Source organism: Sphingomonas sp. (genome assembly GCF_042096255.1).
Classification (GTDB): domain Bacteria; phylum Pseudomonadota; class Alphaproteobacteria; order Sphingomonadales; family Sphingomonadaceae; genus Sphingomonas.
This window is the reverse complement of sequence record NZ_JBELLZ010000006.1, coordinates 50729-72243: the sequence shown is the minus strand read 5'-3', so window position 1 is coordinate 72243 and position 21515 is coordinate 50729. Positions and strand designations below refer to the sequence as shown.

General features: G+C 68.0%; 24 protein-coding genes and 1 riboswitch. Of the genes, 14 read left to right on the top strand and 10 right to left on the bottom strand.

The window, feature by feature from the left end:
* From atpD to ACFDTH_RS02410, 3 genes are all read left to right on the top strand, one after another.
* A partial coding sequence (gene atpD / locus ACFDTH_RS02420; protein ID WP_375285910.1) for a F0F1 ATP synthase subunit beta occupies positions 1 to 1227 on the top strand: 1227 nt, incomplete at its 5' end.
* Positions 1228 to 1482, top strand: a complete 255-nt coding sequence (locus ACFDTH_RS02415) for an ATP synthase F1 subunit epsilon (protein WP_375285909.1) — start codon at positions 1228 to 1230, stop codon at positions 1480 to 1482.
* Between the two features lie 57 nt (positions 1483 to 1539).
* Positions 1540 to 3030 carry a hypothetical protein gene (locus ACFDTH_RS02410; RefSeq protein ID WP_375285908.1) on the top strand — a complete coding sequence of 497 codons (1491 nt, stop codon included), beginning with the start codon at positions 1540 to 1542 and terminating at the stop codon, positions 3028 to 3030.
* On the opposite strand, the gene ACFDTH_RS02405 is transcribed toward ACFDTH_RS02410, so the two are convergent.
* Together ACFDTH_RS02405 and ACFDTH_RS02400 are read right to left on the bottom strand one after the other, a co-directional pair.
* Complete coding sequence (locus tag ACFDTH_RS02405; RefSeq protein ID WP_375285907.1) at positions 3016 to 3360, bottom strand: hypothetical protein; 345 nt, start codon at positions 3358 to 3360, stop codon at positions 3016 to 3018. The genes ACFDTH_RS02410 and ACFDTH_RS02405 overlap by 15 nt on opposite strands.
* A 118-nt stretch (positions 3361 to 3478) precedes the next feature.
* Complete coding sequence (locus tag ACFDTH_RS02400; protein WP_375285906.1) at positions 3479 to 4357, bottom strand: hypothetical protein; 879 nt, start codon at positions 4355 to 4357, stop codon at positions 3479 to 3481.
* A gap of 137 nt (positions 4358 to 4494) precedes the next feature.
* Between ACFDTH_RS02400 and ACFDTH_RS02395 the strand changes: the two genes are divergently transcribed.
* The 4 genes from ACFDTH_RS02395 to ACFDTH_RS02380 all read left to right on the top strand — a co-directional run bounded on the left by ACFDTH_RS02395 (position 4495) and on the right by ACFDTH_RS02380 (position 7075).
* Complete coding sequence (locus ACFDTH_RS02395) at positions 4495 to 4749, top strand: type II toxin-antitoxin system Phd/YefM family antitoxin (protein WP_375285905.1); 255 nt, start codon at positions 4495 to 4497, stop codon at positions 4747 to 4749.
* On the top strand, positions 4746 to 5012 hold the full coding sequence (locus ACFDTH_RS02390) for a Txe/YoeB family addiction module toxin (RefSeq protein ID WP_375285904.1): 267 nt from the start codon (positions 4746 to 4748) through the stop codon (positions 5010 to 5012). Before ACFDTH_RS02395 ends, ACFDTH_RS02390 begins: the two co-directional genes overlap by 4 nt.
* Positions 5013 to 5112: 100 nt before the next feature.
* The gene (locus ACFDTH_RS02385; RefSeq protein ID WP_375285903.1) at positions 5113 to 6267 is read left to right on the top strand and encodes a Fic family protein; all 1155 of its coding nucleotides are present in this window, start codon (positions 5113 to 5115) and stop codon (positions 6265 to 6267) included.
* Positions 6268 to 6397: 130 nt separating this feature from the next.
* The gene (locus ACFDTH_RS02380; protein WP_375285902.1) at positions 6398 to 7075 is read left to right on the top strand and encodes a hypothetical protein; all 678 of its coding nucleotides are present in this window, start codon (positions 6398 to 6400) and stop codon (positions 7073 to 7075) included.
* A gap of 12 nt (positions 7076 to 7087) precedes the next feature.
* Here ACFDTH_RS02380 and thiC read toward each other — a convergent pair whose 3' ends face one another.
* From thiC to ACFDTH_RS02345, 7 genes are all read right to left on the bottom strand, one after another.
* On the bottom strand, positions 7088 to 8992 hold the full coding sequence (thiC, locus tag ACFDTH_RS02375; RefSeq protein WP_375285901.1) for a phosphomethylpyrimidine synthase ThiC: 1905 nt from the start codon (positions 8990 to 8992) through the stop codon (positions 7088 to 7090).
* A gap of 39 nt (positions 8993 to 9031) precedes the next feature.
* A riboswitch (TPP riboswitch) is annotated at positions 9032 to 9141 on the bottom strand.
* Positions 9142 to 9188: 47 nt separating this feature from the next.
* Entirely contained in the window at positions 9189 to 10883 is a 1695-nt protein-coding gene (locus ACFDTH_RS02370; RefSeq protein ID WP_375285900.1) for a M10 family metallopeptidase C-terminal domain-containing protein, read from the bottom strand.
* 112 nt (positions 10884 to 10995) lie between these two features.
* Complete coding sequence (locus tag ACFDTH_RS02365) at positions 10996 to 12018, bottom strand: ferritin-like domain-containing protein (RefSeq protein WP_375285899.1); 1023 nt, start codon at positions 12016 to 12018, stop codon at positions 10996 to 10998.
* Positions 12019 to 12028: 10 nt separating this feature from the next.
* On the bottom strand, positions 12029 to 12979 hold the full coding sequence (locus tag ACFDTH_RS02360; protein WP_375285898.1) for a ferritin-like domain-containing protein: 951 nt from the start codon (positions 12977 to 12979) through the stop codon (positions 12029 to 12031).
* Positions 12980 to 13108: 129 nt separating this feature from the next.
* Positions 13109 to 13969 (bottom strand): MipA/OmpV family protein, encoded by an 861-nt coding sequence (locus ACFDTH_RS02355; protein ID WP_375285897.1) that lies wholly within the window; start codon positions 13967 to 13969, stop codon positions 13109 to 13111.
* A 67-nt stretch (positions 13970 to 14036) separates the two neighbouring features.
* A complete protein-coding gene (locus tag ACFDTH_RS02350) occupies positions 14037 to 14465 on the bottom strand; it encodes a DUF2141 domain-containing protein (protein WP_375285896.1) in 429 nt (142 codons plus the stop codon).
* A complete protein-coding gene (locus tag ACFDTH_RS02345; protein WP_375285895.1) occupies positions 14425 to 15192 on the bottom strand; it encodes a sterol desaturase family protein in 768 nt (255 codons plus the stop codon). Before ACFDTH_RS02345 ends, ACFDTH_RS02350 begins: the two co-directional genes overlap by 41 nt.
* 70 nt (positions 15193 to 15262) lie before the next feature.
* Between ACFDTH_RS02345 and ACFDTH_RS02340 the strand changes: the two genes are divergently transcribed.
* From ACFDTH_RS02340 to ACFDTH_RS02310, 7 genes are all read left to right on the top strand, one after another.
* Positions 15263 to 15541 (top strand): hypothetical protein, encoded by a 279-nt coding sequence (locus ACFDTH_RS02340; RefSeq protein ID WP_375285894.1) that lies wholly within the window; start codon positions 15263 to 15265, stop codon positions 15539 to 15541.
* Positions 15542 to 15580: 39 nt separating this feature from the next.
* Positions 15581 to 16750 carry a lycopene beta-cyclase CrtY gene (crtY, locus tag ACFDTH_RS02335; protein WP_375285893.1) on the top strand — a complete coding sequence of 390 codons (1170 nt, stop codon included), beginning with the start codon at positions 15581 to 15583 and terminating at the stop codon, positions 16748 to 16750.
* Positions 16747 to 18222 (top strand): phytoene desaturase, encoded by a 1476-nt coding sequence (locus ACFDTH_RS02330; protein WP_375285892.1) that lies wholly within the window; start codon positions 16747 to 16749, stop codon positions 18220 to 18222. The genes crtY and ACFDTH_RS02330 overlap by 4 nt, the downstream gene beginning before the upstream one ends.
* The gene (locus ACFDTH_RS02325; protein ID WP_375285891.1) at positions 18219 to 18800 is read left to right on the top strand and encodes a TIGR00730 family Rossman fold protein; all 582 of its coding nucleotides are present in this window, start codon (positions 18219 to 18221) and stop codon (positions 18798 to 18800) included. The genes ACFDTH_RS02330 and ACFDTH_RS02325 overlap by 4 nt, the downstream gene beginning before the upstream one ends.
* A gap of 224 nt (positions 18801 to 19024) precedes the next feature.
* On the top strand, positions 19025 to 19831 hold the full coding sequence (locus ACFDTH_RS02320) for a DNA/RNA non-specific endonuclease (protein WP_375285890.1): 807 nt from the start codon (positions 19025 to 19027) through the stop codon (positions 19829 to 19831).
* Complete coding sequence (locus ACFDTH_RS02315; RefSeq protein WP_375285889.1) at positions 19828 to 20148, top strand: hypothetical protein; 321 nt, start codon at positions 19828 to 19830, stop codon at positions 20146 to 20148. Before ACFDTH_RS02320 ends, ACFDTH_RS02315 begins: the two co-directional genes overlap by 4 nt.
* A 36-nt stretch (positions 20149 to 20184) precedes the next feature.
* Positions 20185 to 21147 (top strand): phytoene/squalene synthase family protein, encoded by a 963-nt coding sequence (locus ACFDTH_RS02310; RefSeq protein WP_375285888.1) that lies wholly within the window; start codon positions 20185 to 20187, stop codon positions 21145 to 21147.
* 2 nt (positions 21148 to 21149) lie between these two features.
* Here the strand turns inward: ACFDTH_RS02310 and ACFDTH_RS02305 are convergent, their stop codons facing one another.
* Entirely contained in the window at positions 21150 to 21380 is a 231-nt protein-coding gene (locus ACFDTH_RS02305) for a hypothetical protein (protein WP_375285887.1), read from the bottom strand.
* Positions 21381 to 21515 lie beyond the last annotated feature (135 nt).

The window sequence follows — 21515 nt, the reverse complement described above, 5'->3', positions numbered from 1 at the left end:
ACCGACACCGGCGCGCAGATCACCGTGCCGGTCGGCCCGGCGACGCTCGGCCGCATCCTCAACGTCGTCGGCGAGCCGATCGACGAGCGCGGGCCGGTCAACAGCCAACACCATGCGCCGATCCACGCCAAGGCGCCGGACTTCATCGACCAGTCCACCGAGAGCGCGATCCTGGTGACGGGCATCAAGGTGATCGACCTGCTCGCGCCTTATGCCCGCGGCGGCAAGATCGGCCTGTTCGGCGGCGCCGGCGTGGGTAAGACCGTGCTGATCCAGGAGCTGATCAACAACATTGCCAAGGGCCACGGCGGCGTCTCGGTGTTCGCGGGCGTCGGCGAGCGCACCCGCGAGGGCAATGACCTCTACCACGAGTTCCTCGACGCGGGCGTGATCGCCAAGGATGCGGAAGGGAATGCGACGCCGGAGGGCTCGAAGGTCGCGCTGGTGTTCGGCCAGATGAACGAGCCGCCGGGCGCCCGCGCCCGCGTCGCGCTGTCGGGCCTGACCATCGCGGAATATTTCCGCGACCAGGAAGGGCAGGACGTGCTGTTCTTCGTCGACAACATCTTCCGCTTCACCCAGGCGGGCGCGGAAGTGTCGGCGCTGCTCGGCCGCATCCCCTCGGCGGTGGGCTACCAGCCGACGCTGTCGACCGACATGGGTGCGCTGCAGGAGCGGATCACCTCGACCAACAAGGGCTCGATCACCTCGGTGCAGGCGATCTACGTTCCCGCGGACGACCTGACCGATCCGGCGCCTGCGACCTCCTTCGCCCACCTGGACGCGACCACCACCCTCTCGCGCGCGATCTCGGAGCTGGGCATCTATCCGGCGGTCGATCCGCTCGACTCGACCAGCCGCGTGCTGGAGCCGCGCGTCGTCGGCCAGGAGCATTACGAGACCGCGCGTGCGGTCCAGTCGATCCTCCAGAAGTACAAGTCGCTGCAGGACATCATCGCGATCCTGGGCATGGACGAGCTGTCCGAGGAGGATAAGCTGACCGTGTCGCGCGCCCGCAAGATCCAGCGCTTCCTGTCGCAGCCGTTCCACGTCGCCGAGGTGTTCACCGGCATCCCCGGCAAGTTCGTCCAGCTGGAAGACACGGTGCGCAGCTTCAAGGCGGTGGTGAACGGCGAGTACGACCACCTGCCCGAGAGCGCCTTCTACATGGTCGGCGGCATCGACGAGGCGGTCGCCAAGGCCGAGAAACTGGCCCAGGAGGCGTAAGTGTCGCTCCACTTCGAACTCGTCACGCCGGAAAAGCTCCTCCGCTCGGAGGAGGTCTATATGGTGACGGTCCCCGGCGCCGAGGGCGACTTCGGGGTGCTGGAGGGGCATGCGCCCTTCATGTCGACGATCCGCGACGGCGAGTTGCTTGTCCAGCGCACGTCGGGCGCGGCGCCGGAGGCGATTGCCATCCGCGGCGGTTTCGCCGAGGTGAACGCGCGCGGGCTGACCGTGCTCGCGGAGCATGCCGGCTGAGCGTTTAGCCGACCTTAACCACGATCCGGCACAGGCCGCTCCGATGAGGGGCGGCCTGTGTTCTATTCCGGCATCGACGTAGCGGCGGCGCGGCCGATCGCGCCCGCCCGGGTGCGGCCGGCGATGCTCGCGGCGCTGGCGATCTGCATCGCCGCGCTGGTGCTGCGCTTCGCCCAGTTCGGCAATGCGCTGGCCGGGCTGGACGAGCAATTCTATCTGCTGGTCGGCGAGCGGATGTGGGCGGGCGAGCTGCCCTATGTCGATCTGTGGGATCGCAAGCCGGTCGGGCTGTTCGCGCTGTTCGCGGGCATCGCCGCGCTGCCGCTGGACGGGGTGCTGGCGGCGCAGCTGGTCGCGACCGGCTTTGCGGCGGCGACGGCGATGCTGGTCGCGGCGATCGCGGGGCGTTGGACTGGCTGGCCGCCCGCGACCATGACGGGGATCTTCTACCTCGCCGGGCTGAACGAGCTGTGGGGCGAGACCACGCAGACGCCGGTGTTCTACAATGGGCTGGTCGCCGGGGCGGCGCTGCTGACGCTCAGGGGGCGCGGTGCGGCGGCGATGGCGCTGATCGGCCTCGCCATCCAGATCAAGACCAATGCGGTGTTCCAGGGTGCCTTCCTGGGCGTTTGGCTGCTCGCGGCCGAATGGCGACGGGGTGGGCCGGTGGTGCGGACCGCCTTGCTTTATTCGCTGCTCGGTATCGCGCCGACGCTGCTGGCGTTCGGCGCCTATGCGGCGATCGGGCAGGGGGCGGCGTGGTGGCAGGCCAACGTGCTGTCGATCCTGGCCAAGGGCACCCCGCGCGATGCCGCGGCGGTGCGCAGCTTCTGGGAAAGCTGGTTCCTGTTCCTGCCGGCGACGGTGCTGGCGCTGATCGGCCTGCGGCGGTGGACCAGGCGCTTCACGCTGTTGCCGGATGGCGTACGCTTCACGCTCGGCTGGATGGCCGTCTCCGCGATCGACTTCGCGGCGATCGGCGGCTTCTATCCCCATTACGCCATCCCGCTGCTGCTCGCCTGCACGCCGGCGGTGGCGCAGGCGTTCGCGATCCGGCGCTGGGGACCGGCGCTGTTCGCGGTGACGCTCGCCTGGCCGCTGTTCCACGCGACCGTCGCCAACCCGCGGGTCGCAGCCAAGGAGCGGGGCTATGCCGCCCAGGTCGCCTCCGCGATTCCCGATGCGGTGCGCGAGCGGTGCCTGTTCGTCTATGAAGGGCCGGTCGCCTATTACCGGCTGAGCCATGCCTGCCACCTCTCCCGCTACGTCTTCACCGCGCACCTCAGCTCGGGTCGGGAGGCGGCGTCGCTGGGGGTCGATCCGGCAACGGAGCTCGACCGGATCATGGCGCGCCGGCCCGCGGCGGTGATCACGGTTGCGCATTCCACCTGGCCCGATCGCAATCCGGCGATGGAGCGGCGGCTCGCCCGTTGGCTGGCGCGCGACTATCGCGTCTCCGCCCGCCTGCCGCACCGCGCCTATTCCGCCGAGGAGCGGCTGCTGGTGTGGCAGAGGCGGGAGGCGTCGGAAGCCTCATCCAGCAAATAGAGCGCCGAGCAGCAGCCACAGGAAGGCGACGGTGAACAGCGCATCGCCCGCCAGCACCCAGCCGACCGCGCGCGGCAACTCGCCCTTCGCGACCGCGGGCGCCATCAGCGCGATCACGCCCAGCTTGCCGAACACCCCCGCCCATAGCACCGGCGCGAACCGCATCGGATCGGTCGCGGCGACCGCATAGACGATCCCGAACGCCGCGACGAACAGGCTGACCAGCCGCGCGTCCCGCGGCGCGCCCCGCGCGACAAGCCCGCCGCCGCCGATGAAGAGATTATAGGCCGCAGCCGCCCACAGCATCGTTTGCCACGCGTTGCTGGTCATCCGGTATCCTCCCGCTGTTTGAAGCGGAAGGTATCGGCTTCGGGCGGGAAGGGAAGGGTGGCCACCCCGGCAATCGTTGCTGTTCAAGCCCGCGAAAGTTGACACGAAGTTGACACCCTCACGCCCCCTCGCGGCGACGCGGGGGCGGGCGGGTGTTGCTTGCCGGATCGAGGTGGAAGCAGGCGTCCGCGTCCTCCGCCGGGGTGAGGACGCCGCCCGCCTCCTGTTTGGCCAGCGCGGCGGCGCCGCGCGCGTGGCGGGCGGCGACGGCTTCCGCGGCGAGGCTCGCAGCGGACCTGGGCGCGCGCTGCTCGCGCAGGTGGCGGGGCAGCGCGCCATCGGCGGCGTCGGCGAGCTCGAGTTCGTCGGCAAGCGTTTCGGGATCGAGCAGCTCTTCGGGCGGCGCGGGCAGGGCAGGTTCCATCTCGCGCAGGCTGTCGGCCAGCACCGGCGGGGCGACGGGAGCCGGCGGCGCGCCGCCCGACGCGCGCGCCGGGCCATAGCGATCAGGCTTCAGCCGGCCGAGCAGGAACTTCAGCAGGCCATTGTCATGCACGAGCCGCGTCGCGATCACCTGGCCGTCCCGGTCGAGCACTTCCTGCTCGGTGCCCTCGATGGCGCGTTCGAAGGCGATGTCCTCGATCAGCCCGCCGGCATGGTGGCGCGCGGCATCCCAGGCGCGGGCGAAGGCGGCGCCATGCGCGGCGCGGCGCAACTGATACGCGCTCGCCCGCGTCATGCCGACCGCTTTGGCCGCGACATTGACGAGGCCGGTATCCGCCAGCGTCTCGATGAAACGGCGCTGCTTCTCCTCGGTCCAGCCGTCGTAGCGCGGGCGGCGGCGGACGGGGACCCAGCGATAGTCGGCGGGATCATGAGGCATCGCCTCGGCGGGCGGCGCGGCATCGGGCGGGACGACCAGCGCATTGGCGGACGCGGCCGGATCGGCGGCGGGTGCGATGCTGGATGCGGCGGCGCGGAGATCGGTCTGGCTCATCGGCCAGTATGGACCAGAGAAAATCCTACATTGGAAGCGGGGCGGGGGTGGAGCCGGCGGATCGGGCGCAAGGCGTTGGGTATGGTGTCCCCGAACTGTCGTTGACATTGGACAGGTCTATGTCCAATTGTGAGGGCATGCAGGCCGTCAGCTATTCCGAAGCGCGCGAGAACTTGAAGGCGATGATCGACAAGGTCGTCGCCGATCGGGCCCCGCTTGCGATCACTCGCCAGCGCGGGGAGGGGGCGGTGCTGATCTCCGCCAGCGAATGGGCCTCGATCGAGGAAACGCTGCACCTGCTGTCGTCGCCGCGGAATGCGAAAGACCTGCTGGACAGCATCGCCGAATTCGATGCTGGCAGGGGAGTCGAACGCGACCTTATAGAGCCGTGAAGATCAGCTTCACCGAGCGCGCCTGGGCTCAGTATACCGAATGGCAGGGCGATGATGGCCGTACGCTGGTGAAGATCAACGAGCTCATTCGGGATTGCATGCGCGATCCGTTCCGCGGGCTCGGCAAGCCCGAGCCGCTCGGCGGCAACCTGTCGGGATGGTGGTCGCGGCGGATCGGATGGCGGGAGCGGCTGGTCTATCGCGTGGTGAGAGATGGCGAGGAGCAGGTGCTGCAGGTGGCGCAGTGCCGATACCATTATTGAGGGTCGGCGCGGGTTATACGGACGTTGAAGGTGGCGGGGGCACTTTATACGAAACGGCGTTTTCGTTGAAAGTGCCAGCCGGAGTTTATACGAACGTAGCATGGACAAGAACGGGTTCGGCGCGGCGAAAACGGGGCGGCTGACGCCGACGATCGGCGGTCGCAAGGCGTTCGTGCCCAATCCGCTGCCTCCTGCGCGGCTGAGCGCCGAGGCGTTCCTCCCCGAGCTGGCCCGTGCGACCCAGGCGGTGGGCGAACTCAAGGGCATCGGCCGGACCGTGCCCAATCCGCTGCTGCTGATCCGCCCGCTCCAGCGACGCGAAGCCGTGTCGTCGTCGAGCATGGAGGGAACGTACACGACGCTGTCCGACCTGTTCCTGCTCGAAGCGGGCGCGGAGGAGGCCGCGACTCGCAGCGACACGCGCGAGGTGCTGAATTACGTCCGGGCGCTGGAAGGGGCGATCGCCGGCCTGGAAACATTGCCGATCTCGACTCGGCTGATCCGGGACGCGCACCGGCGGCTGCTGACCGGCGTGGCGCGGCATCGCGGTGCTACGGTGCAGGCAGGCGAGCTCAAGCACGACCAGAACTGGATCGGCGGCACTGGACGGATCGAAACCGCGCGCTTCATCCCGACACCACCTGCCGAAACGCCCGATGCGCTCGACCAGTTGTTCGCCTTTGCGAACCGCCCCGACGAGGACCTTGCGTCGCCGCTGATCGACGCTGCGCTGGCGCACTACCAGTTCGAGGCGATCCACCCCTTTGCGGACGGCAACGGTCGCGTCGGGCGCATGCTGATCGCGCTGATACTCGTCCAGCGCGGCACATTGCCCCAGCCGCTCCTCTACATGAGCCCGTATCTGGAGCGCCACAAGGATCGGTACATCGACCTGATGTACGCAGTGTCGCGGGACGGCGCCTGGGAGGCGTGGATCGCGTTCTTTCTCGAAGCGATGGCGGCTTCGGCAGCGGAGACGATCGCGGTCGTCGAACGATTGCAGGATCTCCAGCGCGGTTATCGCGAGCGGTTCCAGACGGTCCGGCGATCGGCGCTGATGCTCCGCATCATCGATCTGGCGTTCGAGCAGCCGGTCCGCTCGATCTCGAACATCGCCGAGGCGCTGGGCGTGACCTATGCGGGGGCCGCGAACAACGTCGCCGAACTGGTGCGGCATGGCGTGGCGGAGGAGCTGGGGACGTATCCGAAGCTGATCCGGTTTCCGGGAGTGGTGGAGGCGTTGCGGGTGGGGTGAGGGTGGCGCTTGCGGGCGCTGCGGGGAGGGGAGTTGGGTATGGTGTCCCCGGAACCGCTGCCGAAACTTCCGTGTCCCCGAGACTTCCGAAACTTCTGGTAATGTCGGATGTATGTTGAGGAGGTAGGGCGTGAACTGGGGAACGTTCTGGTCTGCAGCAAGCGCGGTATCTGCAATAGGCGTGCTGCTAATTACGGCGCTTTACGCTTGGCTTACTTATAGACTTGCCAAAGCCGCAGAAGCTCAAGTCTGGGAGGCGTCTCGTGCCCGAGTCGTAGCTTCGGTCGGGACAAATCAGGGCGGCCAACTGTTTCTCCTTGAAATAGAGAACCTTGGCTCATCACCTGCCGAAAACTTGTATGTCAAGATTGACAAGCCCCTGCATCAGCAGCTTGGCCGTGATCTTCCCGTGACTGACGCTCCGTTCTTTAAGAACGGAGTTCGGTCGTTTCCGTCGGGTAAGCCGCTAAAATTTGCGCTCGGTGTGTCATTTCGGTGGTTGGATGATAAAACCGACCGTGATCTCCATCCTGTAACCTTTGACGTAACGGTGACCTACAGAACGTTTGGGCGCCAAATTTCAGATGTGTTCCAAATCGATATGGAGAATCAGTACTCCTTGTCGGCAGTTGACAAAGACTATCTTGAAGAATTTGGCCGTACCTTTCCGGACAAGTTCGAGCGGTCACTTCGGGATCTAAACAGATCCATTCAGCAAGTAGCTGAGCCTGCGCCCAAGCTTGCCAAGAGACGATCATGGCCAGACTGGTTCTCGCAATTGGCTTGGGAGCGGCATCGCTGGGAGTAAACACATGGTGCCTCAAGTGGCGACGTAGACCTCCCCACCGGTCTCCCTAAACCGCTCCCTCATCTCCGCCATGCCGGCCTCCGCAGCGGTGTCGCTCGTGGTGGGCGCCCCTCCACCAGCCTGCGGCTGGTCCCCCTCCCCGTGCCGGGGAGGATGGGCGAGGAACGTCTCCACGCCCGCATTCTGCTTCGCCGCGAACTCCCGCACCTCCTGGGTGATCTTCATCGAGCAGAACTTCGGGCCGCACATCGAGCAGAAGTGCGCGGTCTTGGCGCCCTCCGCCGGCAGCGTCTGGTCGTGGTATTGCTCGGCGGTGTCGGGGTCGAGCGACAGGTTGAACTGGTCGCGCCAGCGGAACTCGAAGCGGGCGCGGCTCAGGGCGTCGTCGCGGAGCTTGGCGGCGGGGTGGCCTTTGGCGAGGTCGGCGGCGTGTGCGGCGAGCTTGTAGGTGACGACGCCGGTCTTGACGTCGTCGCGGTCGGGCAGCCCCAAATGCTCCTTGGGGGTGACGTAGCAGAGCATGGCGGTGCCGTACCAGCCGATCATCGCCGCGCCGATGCCGCTGGTGATGTGGTCGTAGCCCGGCGCGATGTCGGTGGTGAGCGGCCCCAAGGTGTAGAAGGGCGCCTCGCCGCAGACCTGGAGCTGCTTCTCCATGTTCTCCTTGATCTTGTGCATCGGCACGTGGCCGGGGCCTTCGATCATCACCTGGACGTCCTGCGCCCAGGCGCGGTGGGTGAGCTCGCCCAGGGTGTAGAGTTCGGCGAACTGCGCCTCGTCGTTGGCGTCGGCGATCGAACCGGGGCGCAGGCCGTCGCCGAGCGAATAGGCGATGTCATAGGCGCGCATGATCTCGGTGATCTCGTCGAAGCGCTCGTAGAGGAAGCTCTCCTTGTGGTGCGCCAGGCACCATTTCGCCATGATCGAGCCGCCGCGGCTGACGATGCCGGTGACGCGCCTGGCGGTGAGCGGCACATAGGGCAGGCGGACGCCGGCGTGGATGGTGAAATAGTCGACGCCCTGCTCGGCCTGCTCGATCAGGGTGTCGCGGAAGATTTCCCAGGTGAGGTCCTCGGCGATGCCGCCGACCTTCTCCAGCGCCTGATAGATGGGGACGGTGCCGATCGGCACGGGGCTGTTCCGGATGATCCATTCGCGGGTGTCGTGGATGTTCCGGCCCGTGGAGAGGTCCATCACCGTGTCCGCGCCCCAGCGGATCGCCCAGACGAGCTTGTCGACCTCGGTGGCGACGTTCGACGCGACTGCGCTGTTGCCGATGTTGGCGTTGATCTTGACCAGGAAGTTGCGACCGATCGCCATCGGCTCGGATTCGGGGTGATTGACGTTGTTGGGGATGATCGCGCGGCCGCGCGCCACTTCGTCGCGGACGAACTCGGGGGTGACGTAATCGGGGATGGCGGCGCCGAAGCTCTCGCCGTCGCGCTGGTACTCGCGCGCCATCTCGCGGCCGAGATTCTCGCGGGTGGCGACATATTCCATCTCGGGGGTGATGATGCCGCGGCGGGCATAGTGCATCTGGCTGACGTTCTGGCCGGGCTTGGCGCGCAGCGGGCGCTTCACCGCATTGGGATAGCGCGGGACGCCGCCGGAGCGATCGGGGCCGAGCTGCCCATTATCCTCGGGGCGGACCTCGCGGGCATGGTAGCTTTCGATGTCGCCGCGCGCCTCGATCCACGGGCGGCGGAGGAGAGGGAGGCCGGTCTGAATGTCGATGCGGACGTTCGGGTCTGAATAGGGGCCGGAGGTGTCGTAGACGTTGAGCGGCGGCTCGCCCGAGGAGGGATCGAGGTCGATCGCGCGCATCGCCACGTTCAGCGGCCCGACGTGGATCTTGCGGGAACCGCGGATCGGGCCGGTGGTGACGCCGATGTGGGTGGGGGCTTCGATGTCGGCCATTCGTCTTCACTCCTCTGGGGGGAGCGGGACGGAGACCGGGCGGACGCCGCTTCCACTCCCTACGCCGGTGTCAGCCGGATCAGGTTCGGCGGGTCGATGGCTGCGGCCATCCTCTCAACCGCGACAAAGCGGTCCCCCGGGGATGGCGTGGAGCGTAGCAGGTGGCGGGCGGAAGTAAACCGCCCGCCACCTTGCGTCAGAGGATCAGGTCCGCCTGGAGGACCGGGTCACCGGAAACCCGGATCAGCAGGTCGGCCAGTTGGTCGCCGTCGAGGTCGGCCGAGAGTTCGCCGGCGGCGAAGCGGAGTTCGCCGGCGGTGCCGGTGAAGGCGGCGTCGCCGATCCAGGCGAAATCGGTGCCGGCACGGGCGATGCGCGACAGGTCGATCCGGTCACTGCCGCTTTCGAAGTCCAGCAGCACGTCGGCCGAGTCGGCGCGGCTGTGCTCGGCCGCGAAGACGAAAAGGTCGGCGCCAGCTCCGCCCGCAAGCCGGTCCGCGCCCCAGCCGCCGATCAGGATGTCGTCGCCCGCGCCGCCCTCCGCCACGTCCGCGCCGCGGCCGAGATGGATACGGTCTGCGCCCGCAGTGCCGGTGATCGCATCGTCGCCGGCGAGCGCGCGATAGTCGCCGGTGTGGCGCATCGCCTCCAAGTCCGCGCCGAAGCTGCCCTGATCGTAGATGCGGCCGGCGATCGCCTCGTCGTCGCCATCAAGAAACTCGGACTGGTAGACCACCCAGAAGCCGCCGCCCTCCAGCGCCTGAACTTCGGGGTTTTCCTGCACGGACCGACCCGAGGGTGCGTTGACCTTGAACTTCGCACCCAGCGGATTGCCGTTCGCATCATAGACGCGCGCCCAAATCTCCTCGAAGGCGTAGGTCTTGGGACCGAACGCGTCCCAGGCGACGACAAAGCCACCGTCGTCCAGTACCGTGATCGAGCTGTCGCTGGGGATTCCCACAGTGCCGGCCCGCACCGTAATCTCCTGGCCCAGTTTGGCGCCGGTGTTGTTGTAGATCTGTGCGTGAAGCTCGAAGGTGGTGTCGCGATCATCGTGGAGCACGGTCTCGTACCAACTGACCACGAAGCGGCCATTGTCAAACGCGGCGACATCGACCGAGCTGTCGGTCAGGCCGATCCCCTCGTTCATGCCGTCATTCTCGCCGACCAGCAAGAACTCGCCCGACAGCGCCTTGCCACGCGCGGAATAGATGCGCGCGCGCACCGCATCCGACTCGACCCCACTGGGGTTCATGTTGCCGGCATATTCCGATTCCCAGGTAAGCAGGACGTTGCCGTTCGACAGCGTCGTCGCTCGGCTGTTGTGCTGGTCGTACTTGATCACCTGATTGACGTGCTTGATCGCGGAAACCGCCTCGCCGTCCGCGTCGAAGGTGCGGGTATAGATCTCGTCCCAAGCCAGCTTCTTGCCGCTGTTGGCGACATAGCTGGACCAGGTCAGCGTGTAGCCGCCGTTGGCGGTCGCGGCGATGCTGGGGGCATATTGGTCTTCGCCATTGGACCCGTGGGCGCGAACCGCGGCGCCGCGCGCGGTGCCGTCGGCATCGAAGGTCTTGGTGTAGACGTCGGTCTGGTCGAGGATCGATTCGCCGACCGCGGTCTGCCACGCGACCGCATAGCCGCCATCCTTCAACGCGGTGACGCTTGCATGGGTCGATTGGCCGCCATCAAAGGCGGCAAGGACCTTCTCGCTGCCGATCCTCTTACCATCGGCAGTGAAATGCTGCGCCGCGATGTAATAGGTGTCGAGATCATTCTCGGTGATGTACGAGTCCCATACCACGACGACCGTGCCATCGTTGAGCTGGGTGATGTCAGGATTGTCCTGCCATTGGCCAGCATAGGTGTTGATCAGGAACTCCTTGGACATGCATCTTCTCCGGATATGCCCCCGGGAGCCCTGCATAGCCCAGTCAGTCTTACAGTGGCGGGACAGACGTGTCAGTCCATCCCGCCAGATGCCCGCTTAATCCCGGATGTCGTCAGTCGTTGTCGCCGCTGGTGATGATCGTGCCATTGACCCCGGCGGGGAAGAATCCGCCGCTGGTGACCGGTCCGCGATTGAGGAACAGGACGTTGAGCACCTGTCCCGGCACCCGTTCCAGCACCAGTCCGGCCGTGTCGGCGGGCGTGACGTTAGCGATGTCGTCGGTGCCGGTGATCGGCTGGTCGAGGTCGATGATCCCGTCCAGCTGATCGCGCGCGTTGGAGATGTTGGTCGCGTTGGTGCGCAGCGCCGCTGTGGCGACCCCCTTGGCGTAGAGCGTCTCGCGGATGATGCCGGCATGATAGGCCTCCGCGGCCTGGAGTCCGGCGGCCGCTTCCACCAGCGCCGGCGTCACCAGCGAGCGGAAGGCGCCATAATAGGCTGAAACGCCGACATCCTCGAACAGGAAGGCCGCGAGCAGGAAGTTCTCGTCCGAAGCGTAGGGATCGAAGGTCGCATCCGCCGCGACCACGCCGGCGGCACGCGCCGCGGCGGTGAACGCGCCGGTGGCCCCGCCATCGATGTTGATCGCCGGGCGTGCGATCGCGGCGCTGCCCAGCGCCCGGCGCAGATAGCCGACGTGCGCGATCTCGTCCGCGGCGATCTCGCGCGCATATTGCGCGACGACCGGGTCGGTGAAGCTGACCTGGCGTCCGCCGGTGAGCGCGCCGGGCGTGCCGGCGCCGCCGAGCAGGGCGTCGGGCAGGTCGGTGCCCAGCGCTGCACGCGCGTAGAAGCTGGCTTCGAGATATTCGAGGTTGAGCGCGAAGTTCAGGATCACCGGTTCCGCGAAATCCGGCGTCGGGCTCGGCGTGGGGCTGGGCGAGGCGGAGCCGGACGGCGAGGGCGAGGGGGTGGGCGTCGCGTCATCGTCATCGTCGTCGCCGCAGGCCGACAGCAGGGTGAGGCCGGCGGTGGTGGCGCCCGCGGCACCGGCGAGGCGGAGGAAGCGCCGGCGCTCGGCACGGCGACGGTCACTCGCGGCGAGCGCGGCGAGGATGGGGTCCGAATGGGTCATGTGCTGGTCCTCAGTTCGCCGCGCTGGTCTTGATGGTGCCGTTGAGGCCCGAGGGGAAGAAGCCGCCGCTGGCCACCGCGCCACGATTGAGGAAGGCGATGTTGAGCACCTGGCCCGTCGAGCGGCCGAAGACGATGCCGTCGCCGTCCGCCGGGACGACGTTGGATGCGGGGCCCTGCGCGGTATCGACCGGGGCAATGCCCTGATCGAGATCGGTGCCGCCATTGTAGACGTCGCGCGCGTCCGAGATCGCCCCGGTTTGGGTGAGAATGCCCTTGCGGTACAGCGCGGACCGGATCGTCGCGGAGTGATACGCCTCGGTGCCGAGGATTGCCGCGACGAGGCGACGGCTATTGAAGGTGGTGAGCAGGGGCATGACGCCCTTGTACGCGGTGACGCTGACGTCCTTGAGCAGGAACGCGCCGAGAAGGAAGTTCTCGTCCGAGGCATAGGGGTCGAAGCCGGAGCCCGCCGCCACCAGGCCCGCCGCCTGGGCGAAGCTGCCGAAGGCGCTGGCGGCGCCGGTGCCGAGGTCGATCGCCGGCTGGGCGGCCACCGCCGTGCTGCCGATGGTGGCGCGCAGGACGGTGACGTGGGTGAGGTCCTCCGCGGCGATCTCGCGCGCATATTGCCCCACGACCGCATCGGTAAAGGTGATCTTGCGCCCGCCGGTGGCGGTGCCCACCGTGCCGGTGCCGGACGTGGAGCCCGTGGCGATCGCGGCCCCGTTCACTGCAAAGGCGAAATAATTCGCCTGGAGATATTCGATGTTGAGCAGGAAGTTGAGCAGGTCCGCTTCGGTAACGGTCTGCGCGTTGGCGGAGCCGGCGATGGCGAAGGCACCGACACCCGCCGCGGCGGTGCCCAGCACGGCGGTGAACAGCGCACGTCGCGAAGGCTGGTCCTCAAGCTGGCGCGGGAGTGCGTCCGGCGCGTCGATGGTGGCTTCGCGGTCTGTCATGCGGGTCCTCTACAAGGCCGGGTGGCCGAGGCCAGATACGCCGCGATGGGGGTGGGTTGCGAGCCCAAAAATGCGAGGCGCCGCCGCGCCGTGGTATACGGGCGGCGACGCGCTGCAAGAAGCCGGCCTTCAGAAGGTGTAGGCGATGCCGACCGCGCCGAACCACTGGTCGCGGTCGCCCGCGGTGAACACCAGTGGCGAGCGCTTGAAATCGCCGAGCAGGCGCGAATAGCTGACGCCGCCGACAATCGAGAAGCCGCCGAGCAGGTCGCCGGTGATCGCATAATTGCCCAACGCGGAGAGCGACCAGTTCTTCCAGCCCGCATCGGGATTGTAGCGGGTGAGGCCCGAGCGGGTCGCCTGCGGTGCGGTCACGCCGAAATATGTGTCGGCATAGCCGCTGCCGACATAGGAGAAGCTGCCGGACAAACCGACATAGGCCTTGCGGCTGAGGGGCGTGCCATAGTCGATCTGCGGCGTGATGACGTAGCTTTCGTGAATGTTGCTGACGTCATGGTAATAAGCGACGCTGGCGGAGAGCTTGTCATAGTCGCTGGTCAGCACGCCGGTCTTGCCAATGCCGATGTACCCACCAAGCTCCAGCGCGACCTTCTTCTTGCCGAGCAGTTGCACACGCTCGTCATCCACGTCGCCGACGCGGTTGAAGTTCAGCGACACGACCGGGCCGAGCTGATAGTCCCACGTCGGCCCCGGCTCGTTCTTGACGAGATCCACAAACAGGCGCGGGCCGCGGGTGGAGAAGGAATAGCCCGAGATGCTGCCGCGCGCCGCCGGCACGGGCACGATACGGTTGTCGTTCGAGCCTTCGTAATCGGGCACAGTGGCGACGCCGATGCCGACGGTGATCGAATCGCCGCCGATCTCGACATCGGGCGAGACCGGCGGGGTGGCGGCGGAGTTGCTGTCCTGCGCGAACGCGGGCGTGGCCAGCGCCGCGGCGCCGAGGAGAAGGAAGGAAAGCGCGCGCAAGGCAGAGGCTCCGGTTTGGTTGCAGCCGCGAAACACTTGACGGGTTCCTTGGCTCCCGTCCAGCAGCTTAGAAGATGTAGCGCATCCTGATCTGTTGCGCATTTGCATCACCGGCCAGCGCGAAGCGGGCTGCCGTGAACTTGGGCGGGCCGAACTTGACCGGCGCGTTGCGCGAAAAGCCATAGCCCTCGCGCGGAATGCCGGCGAGCGTGTCCAGCTTTCGGTTGCCGTTCTCGTCGTGGATCACCGCCGCGGCATAGGTGCCTGCGGGGAGGCCCTCGTAGCGGATCACGCGGGTGGTGGCGGGCACCGAGCGGCGGATCGCCAGCGCATCGTCGTGGCAGCGCGGGAAGTTGTCCGGATCGGCAGTGAGGCAGAGCTTGAAGAAGCCCTCGGCCGAGCGCGCCGCGTCAATACCGATTTCCAGCGAGGCGACCGGCGCGGCGGCGCCCAGGCTAACGAACAGCGCGCACGCTGCGGCGGCGCGCCTGCTCATGCGCGCGCGCGAAATCGCCAATGCCGTCGTCCGTGCCGCAGACACGGTCCCAGAAGCGGAAATAGAGGCCATAATTGCACCCGTATCGCTCGTGGTGCTTCTGGTGATGGCTGGCGGTGATCAGCCAGCCCCCCAGCCGGCCCGCCCACACCCAACGCGGAAACACCTCCCACCCCATGTGGTTGGTGACACCCATAACCGTCATGATCGTCAGCACCAGACCGAGTGCGGCGACGTGGATCGGAATGACGATGACCAGTAGCGGAATTACCACAGCGCCGGTCAGCGCCTCGATCGGGTGAAACGCCATCGCCGCCCAAGCGGTGGGCGGACGACTGGCGTGATGAACCGCATGGGCAAGCTTGAACGGCCCCGGCCGGTGCATCCAGCGATGCGTCCAATAGAACCACGTGTCGTGCGCAACCATGTACAGAAGCACCGAGACGGGCAGGTACCAGAGCGGATAAGCGTGGACGTCCTCGTAGATCCGCGTCCAGCCATGTTCGCGCCAGCCCCAGGCGACGATGCCGGCGGGAATGCCGTAGATCGCGGCGGAGGCGAGGCTCCAGGCGATCTCGCGGCGGACCTGGGTGTCGAGGCCGGCGTAGAGACCGGGGTGACGCGCGCGGGTGGCCAGCGCGAAGCCGCCGCTGGCGAGCAGGTAGCGGACGCCGACGATCACGGTCATCGCGAGCGCGGACAGGGCAATGGCGAGGGCGACCGTCATGCCGCCGGCCTTACCGGCTCGGGAGCCGGGGCGGAAGCGGCGCGTTCTGGCGTGCAAAGGAGAGTTCCGGATGCCCGACACCAATCCCAGCAACGCCCCCGACGCGATCGAGGAGCGCGAGCGTGACTCCGCCGCGGGGGTGATCGCCGACACCAACACCGACGAGACGCCTGGCGGCGGCACGCTGATCGGGGAAGGCGAGGGCGGCGATCCCGTGGCGACCGGGGCGGGCGCGACCGCCAACAGCCCGGTCGACACGGGGGTCGACAGCGGCGACGCGCACGCCACCGAGGAAGCGCAGAACCGCGCCACCGCGGACACGCCCGAACCGGGACACGAGTCTCGCTAGGGCTTTGCCTTCGCGTGGCGACCCGCTAGGCCGCGGGGGATGGCGGCGACGATCTCCTGCGACCTTGCGATCGTCGGCGGCGGGCTGGCGGGCAGCCTGATCGCGCTGGCGCTGCACCAGCGCCGGCCCGAGCTGTCACTCCGACTGATCGAGGCGGGCGAGACGCTCGGCGGCAATCACGTGTGGTCGTTCTTCGACGCCGACGTGGCCAGGGACGACCGCTGGCTGCTGACGCCGCTCGTCTGCCATGCCTGGCCTGAATATGAGGTGGCCTTCCCCGCGCACCGGCGGGTGCTGCGCCAGCCCTATTACTCGATCGAATCGGAGCGGCTGGACGCGGTGGTGCGGCGGATGCTGCCGCCCGAGGCGATCGTCTCCGGCCGCAAGGTCTCGGCGGCGAGCGCCACCGCGGTGGTGATGGCGGACGGCGACCGGATCGAGGCGCGCGGCGTGATCGACGCGCGCGGGCCCGCGGACATGTCGATGCTGGAGCTCGGCTGGCAGAAGTTCGTCGGCCGCGAGATCGAGGTGCCTGATGGGCACCGGCTGGAGCGGCCGCTGGTGATGGACGCGACGGTGGCGCAGCATGACGGCTATCGCTTCGTCTATTGTCTGCCCTTCTCGCCGACGCGGGTGTTCGTGGAGGACACTTATTATTCGGACAAGCCGGACCTCAACATCGGCGCGCTCAACCGGCGGATCGACGTCTATGCCGAGGCGCGCGGCTGGCACGTGCCGGCGGGCGCGAACGACCTGCGCAGCGAACGCGGCGCGCTGCCGGTGGTGATCGGCGGTGATTTCGAGGGCTATTGGCGCGCGGGCGGTGCGCGGGTCGCCAAGGCGGGCGCGCGGGCGGGGTTGTTCCACCCGACCACCGGCTATTCGCTGCCCGATGCGGTGCGGCTGGCGGTGAAGATCGCCGAGGCACCCGACCTGTCCGGCGCGGCGCTGCACGATTTGACCCACGATCACGCGCGGGCGGCGTGGGACGACCGCAAATTCTACCGCATGCTCGACGCGATGCTGTTCCGCGCCGCCGCGCCCGAGGCGCGCTACAAGGTGCTGGAGCGCTTCTACCGGCTGCGGCCTGGGCTGATCGGGCGCTTCTATGCCGCGCGGTCGACGCGGGCGGACAAGATCCGGGTACTGGCGGGCCGGCCGCCGGTGCCGATCGGGCGGGCGTTCCGTGCCCTGAGGAATGTGAAATGAGCCGCGCGATCGTGGTGGGGGCCGGGTTCGGCGGGCTGGCGCTCGCGATCCGGCTGCAATCGGCGGGGGTGACGACGACGATCGTCGAGGCGCGCGACAAGCCGGGCGGGCGCGCCTATTATTGGGAGCGGGACGGTTTCACCTTCGATGCCGGGCCGACGGTGATCACCGATCCGGCGTGTCTGGAGGAATTGTGGGCGCTGTCCAACTCGCCCATGGCGGCGGACGTGCAGCTGGAGCCGGTGCAGCCCTTCTATCGGCTCAACTGGGCCGATGGCACCAATTTCGACTATACCAACGACGACAAGGTGCTGCGCGAGCAGATCGCCAGGCTCGATCCCGCCGATGTAGCGGGCTACGGCAAGTTCCTCGAATATTCGGCCGGCGTGTTCCACGAAGGCTATGAGAAATTGGGCCATGTCGCCTTCCTCGACTTCGCGTCGATGGTGAAGGCGGCGCCGGCACTCGCCAAATACCAGGCGTGGCGCTCGGTCTATTCGATCGTGTCGAGCTTCGTGCGCAACGAGAAATTGCGTGAGGCGCTGAGCTTTCACACCCTGCTGGTCGGCGGCAACCCGATGACCACCAGCGCGATATACGCGCTAATCCACAAACTCGAGCGCGACGGCGGCGTGTGGTTCGCGCGCGGCGGCACCAACCGGCTGATCGCGGGGCTGGTGGCGCTGTTCGAGCGGCTGGGCGGCACGATCCGGCTGGGCGACCCGGTGGCGGAGATCACCACCGTGGGCGACCGGGTGACCGGGGTGGTGACGCAGAGCGGCTGGCAGGGCGCGTGCGACATGCTCGCCGCCAATGGCGACATCGTCCACACCTATCGCGACCTCCTCTCCGGCTCGCGCGCGGCGCAGCGCACCGCCGACAAGCTGGAGCGCAAGCGCTTCTCGCCGTCGCTGTTCGTGGTCCATTTCGGGATCAGGGGCACCTGGCCGGGCATCCCGCACCACATGATCCTGTTCGGCCCGCGCTACAAAGGCCTGCTGGACGACATCTATTCGCATGGCGTGCTGAGCGAGGACTTCTCGCTCTACCTCCATCATCCGACCGTCACCGACCCGAGCCTGGCGCCCGAAGGGATGAGCACCTTCTACGCGCTCGCCCCGGTGCCGCACATGGGCAAGTTCCCGGAGGATTGGGGGCGGGTGGCACCGATCCTGGAGAAGCGCATCCTCGACGAGGTCGGCCGGCGGCTGATCCCCGACATCCACGAGCGGATCGTGACCAAGTTCAGCTACACCCCCGCCGATTTCGGCCGGGACCTCAACGCGCATCTCGGCAGTGCCTTCAGCCTGGAGCCGGTGCTCACCCAGAGCGCCTATTTCCGCGTCCACAACCGCGACGACGCGATTCCCAACCTGTATTTCGTCGGCGCGGGCACGCATCCGGGCGCGGGCATCCCCGGCGTCGTCGGCAGCGCCAAGGCGACCGCGCGGCTGATGCTGGAGCGCGCGTGAACCGGCTGGCGGTTTATTGCGGGTCGGCGACGCCGGCGGACCCGCGCTATCTGGAGCTGGCGCGGGAGACCGGGCGGACGCTGGCCGAGCGCGGGATCGGCGTTGTTTATGGCGGCGGGCGGCTGGGGCTGATGGGCGCGATCGCGAACGGCGCGCTGGCGGCGGGCGGGGAGGTGATCGGCGTGATCCCGCAGGCGCTGGTCGATGCAGAGGTGGCGCATCGCGGGTTGACCGAGCTGCACGTCGTCGACGGCATGCACGCGCGCAAGCGGCTGTTCACCGACCTTGCCGACGGGTTCGTGACGCTGCCGGGCGGCACCGGGACGATGGACGAATTGTGGGAAGCACTGAGCTGGGCGCAGCTGGGCTATCACGCCGATCCGGTGGGGCTGCTCAACGATCGCGGCTTTTATGATCCGCTGGTGGCGATGTGGGACCGGATGGCGGCGGTGGGCTTCGTCCGGCCGCAGCATCGCGAGCTGCTGATCGTCGCGGACACGTTGCCGGGGCTGCTCGACGCGATGGCGGCGCATCGCCCGGCGGTGCCGATCGTGCGGATGGCGGCGGGGGATCTCTAGAGTCACTACTGTCCGTTCGTGCTGGGCGAAGTCGAAGCACTTTGGCGAACGAATCGCTTGCTCCCTTCGACTGCCTGCCAGGGCAGGCGCTCAGGACAGGCTTCGACTTCGCTCAGGGCGAACGGAGGATGGTGTAGGCTGAGGCTGGGCCTAGTCACTCCGACTAACGACCCGACGTATTCCGATCCGGCATAAGGCTGGCGACCCGCACGGGAGTTGCCGTCATGACCGTTGCCGCCGTCCAGTCCGTTTCCGCCGCCGGCCGTGCCGGCGGGCCACCGCCGCCACCCGCTCTGTCGAGCGTCCAGCAGGGCGATGTCGCCGCCGGTCGCGCCAAGGTGATCGAGGGGCGGGTGTTCGACGTGACCGCCGCTGGCGAACCCGCCGGTGCGCCCGCAATCGCCCGCTGGGGCGACCAGCCGGCGGGCTCGGTCCACCGCCAGACGTTTGAGGCGGTGGCGGCGCGGATCGGCACCGATGCGCCGGGCGAGGTCGCGGCGGAGATCGAGCGGCAGCTCGATAGCGGCGGGCGCGAGCGGATCGTGATGGACGCGGGCAGCAAGGGTGACTGGCCCGAGGAACTCAACGCGCGCGAGTTGAAGCCGGACGCCGATTACATCGTCAACGGCTATCACTATGCCACCGACGGGCAGGGCCGCGTCACCAGTGTCGAGGGCACGCTCGACCTCCAGACCGCCGAGCGCAACGGCTATCAGCAGCAGGTCTCCGGACGCGAGGATCGCCTGCCCGATGACCAGGGCGGGCACCTGATCGCCTCGATCTTCAACGGACCGGGCGACCGGCTGAATCTGGTGCCGATGAACGGCAACCTCAACACCGGCGCCTGGAAGACGGTGGAAAACCGCATGGCCGACGCGCTGAAGGACGGCAAATCGGTGGAGGCCAAGGTGGAGGTGGTCTATGGCGATGGCGATAGCCAGCGGCCGGACCAGTTCGTCATCACCTATCGGATCGATGGCGGGCGCCCGACGGTGGCGGAATTCGACAATGTCGCCGGAGGCAAGAAGTGATCGACGGGGCGGACACGCACTATCGCACGGTCGCCGAGGCATTGGCGGAAAGCGCCCCCGCCGGCTGGACCCAGGCCAAGGTGACTACCGAGATCGAAGCGGATTCGCTGAGCACCAGCGAATATGACTATGTCGATGCGGACGGGGCCGAGCATTGGTTCACACCCGCCGCGCCCAAGGCCGCCACGATCGGCCGCGCGCTGCGCGACCTGCGCGAGAAGAGCGCCGCGGCGGGGCAGGCGCCCTGGTCGCGCTGCACCTTCATCCTGTCGCCCGACGGCACGTTCAAGCTCGACCTAGGCTATCCCGACCGGTGAGGTGACGCGGCCGTGACGGCGCGTTAGGGCGGAGGCATGCCCTCCGCTTCAAAGCCCGCCCATGATGCGGATCGCGCCGCTCTCGTGGAGGCCGCACGCCGCTCGATCGCGCGCGGATCGAAGAGCTTCGCCGCCGCTTCGCGCCTGTTCGACCGCGAAACGCGCGAGCGGGCGTGGCTGCTCTATGCTTGGTGCCGGGCGTGCGACGACATCGTCGACGGGCAGGACCATGGCCACGGCATGACGGCGGTCGCGGATGCGGAGGCACGGGTGGCACGCGCCGCCGAGCTGACCGAGCGTGCGCTGGCGGGCGAGCCGACCGGCGAGATGCCGTTCGAGGCGCTGCGCCGGTTCGTCGTCGAGACCGGCATGCCGGCGCGCTACCCGCGCGACCTGATCGCGGGCTTCGCGCTCGATGCGGAGGAGTGGCGACCGCGCAGCGAGGCGGACCTGTACCGTTACTGCTACCATGTCGCGGGCAGCGTCGGCTGCATGATGGCGATCGCGATGGGCGTGGCGCCTGACGATGAGGCGACGCTGGACCGGGCGTGCGACCTGGGCCTCGCCTTCCAGCTTTCCAATATCGCCCGCGACGTCGAGGAGGATGACCGGGTGGGCCGCTGCTACCTGCCGGTCGAGTGGCTGGTGGAGATGGACATGCCGCCGGGCCAGCACATGAAGCCGCCGTTCCGGTCGCGGCTGACCGTGCTGGCGCGGCGACTGGCGACGCAGGCGGCGGCATTCGAGGCGAGCGCAAGGGCCGGCACGCCGGCGCTGCCGTTCCGATCCGCCTGGGCGGTGCTGTCCGCCGCGGGCATCTATGGCGAGATCGGGCGCGAGGTGGCGGCGCGGGGCGACCACGCCTGGGATCATCGCGTCACGGTGAGCGCCGCGCATAAGCTGCGCCACATCGCGTGGGCGGGATGGCAGGCGGGGGGGCGGGAGCGGCTGTATCCGGAGGCGCCGCGCGATCCGGAGCTGTGGGTCCGGCCGCGCTAAAATCAGCCCCGCGAGCCGCTCCGCTTCTCGGCCGCCATCTGGAGCCCCGAGGCGCGGCAGGCGCCGGTGACCACCGGATAGTCGATATCGGTATGCCGGGCGAGCACGCTCGGCAGCGCCGCCTGGCATTGCGCCGCAGTGGAGAAACGCTGCGCCTCGACGCGCGCGGGTTCGCACTGCGTCTGGCCGTCGCCGCAGCCCATGATCGCGAGGACGTAGAAGACGGGACCCATAACTCAACTCCGCTCCGGTCGGGGTTTTGAACGCGGGTCTGCGCCGGGATGTTCCGGCCGAGCGCCGGAGCGAGCTTTACTTTTGTCGCAGATCGGTCGGGCGCGGCCCCTGATCGTAGTCGTTCCGATTAGCGC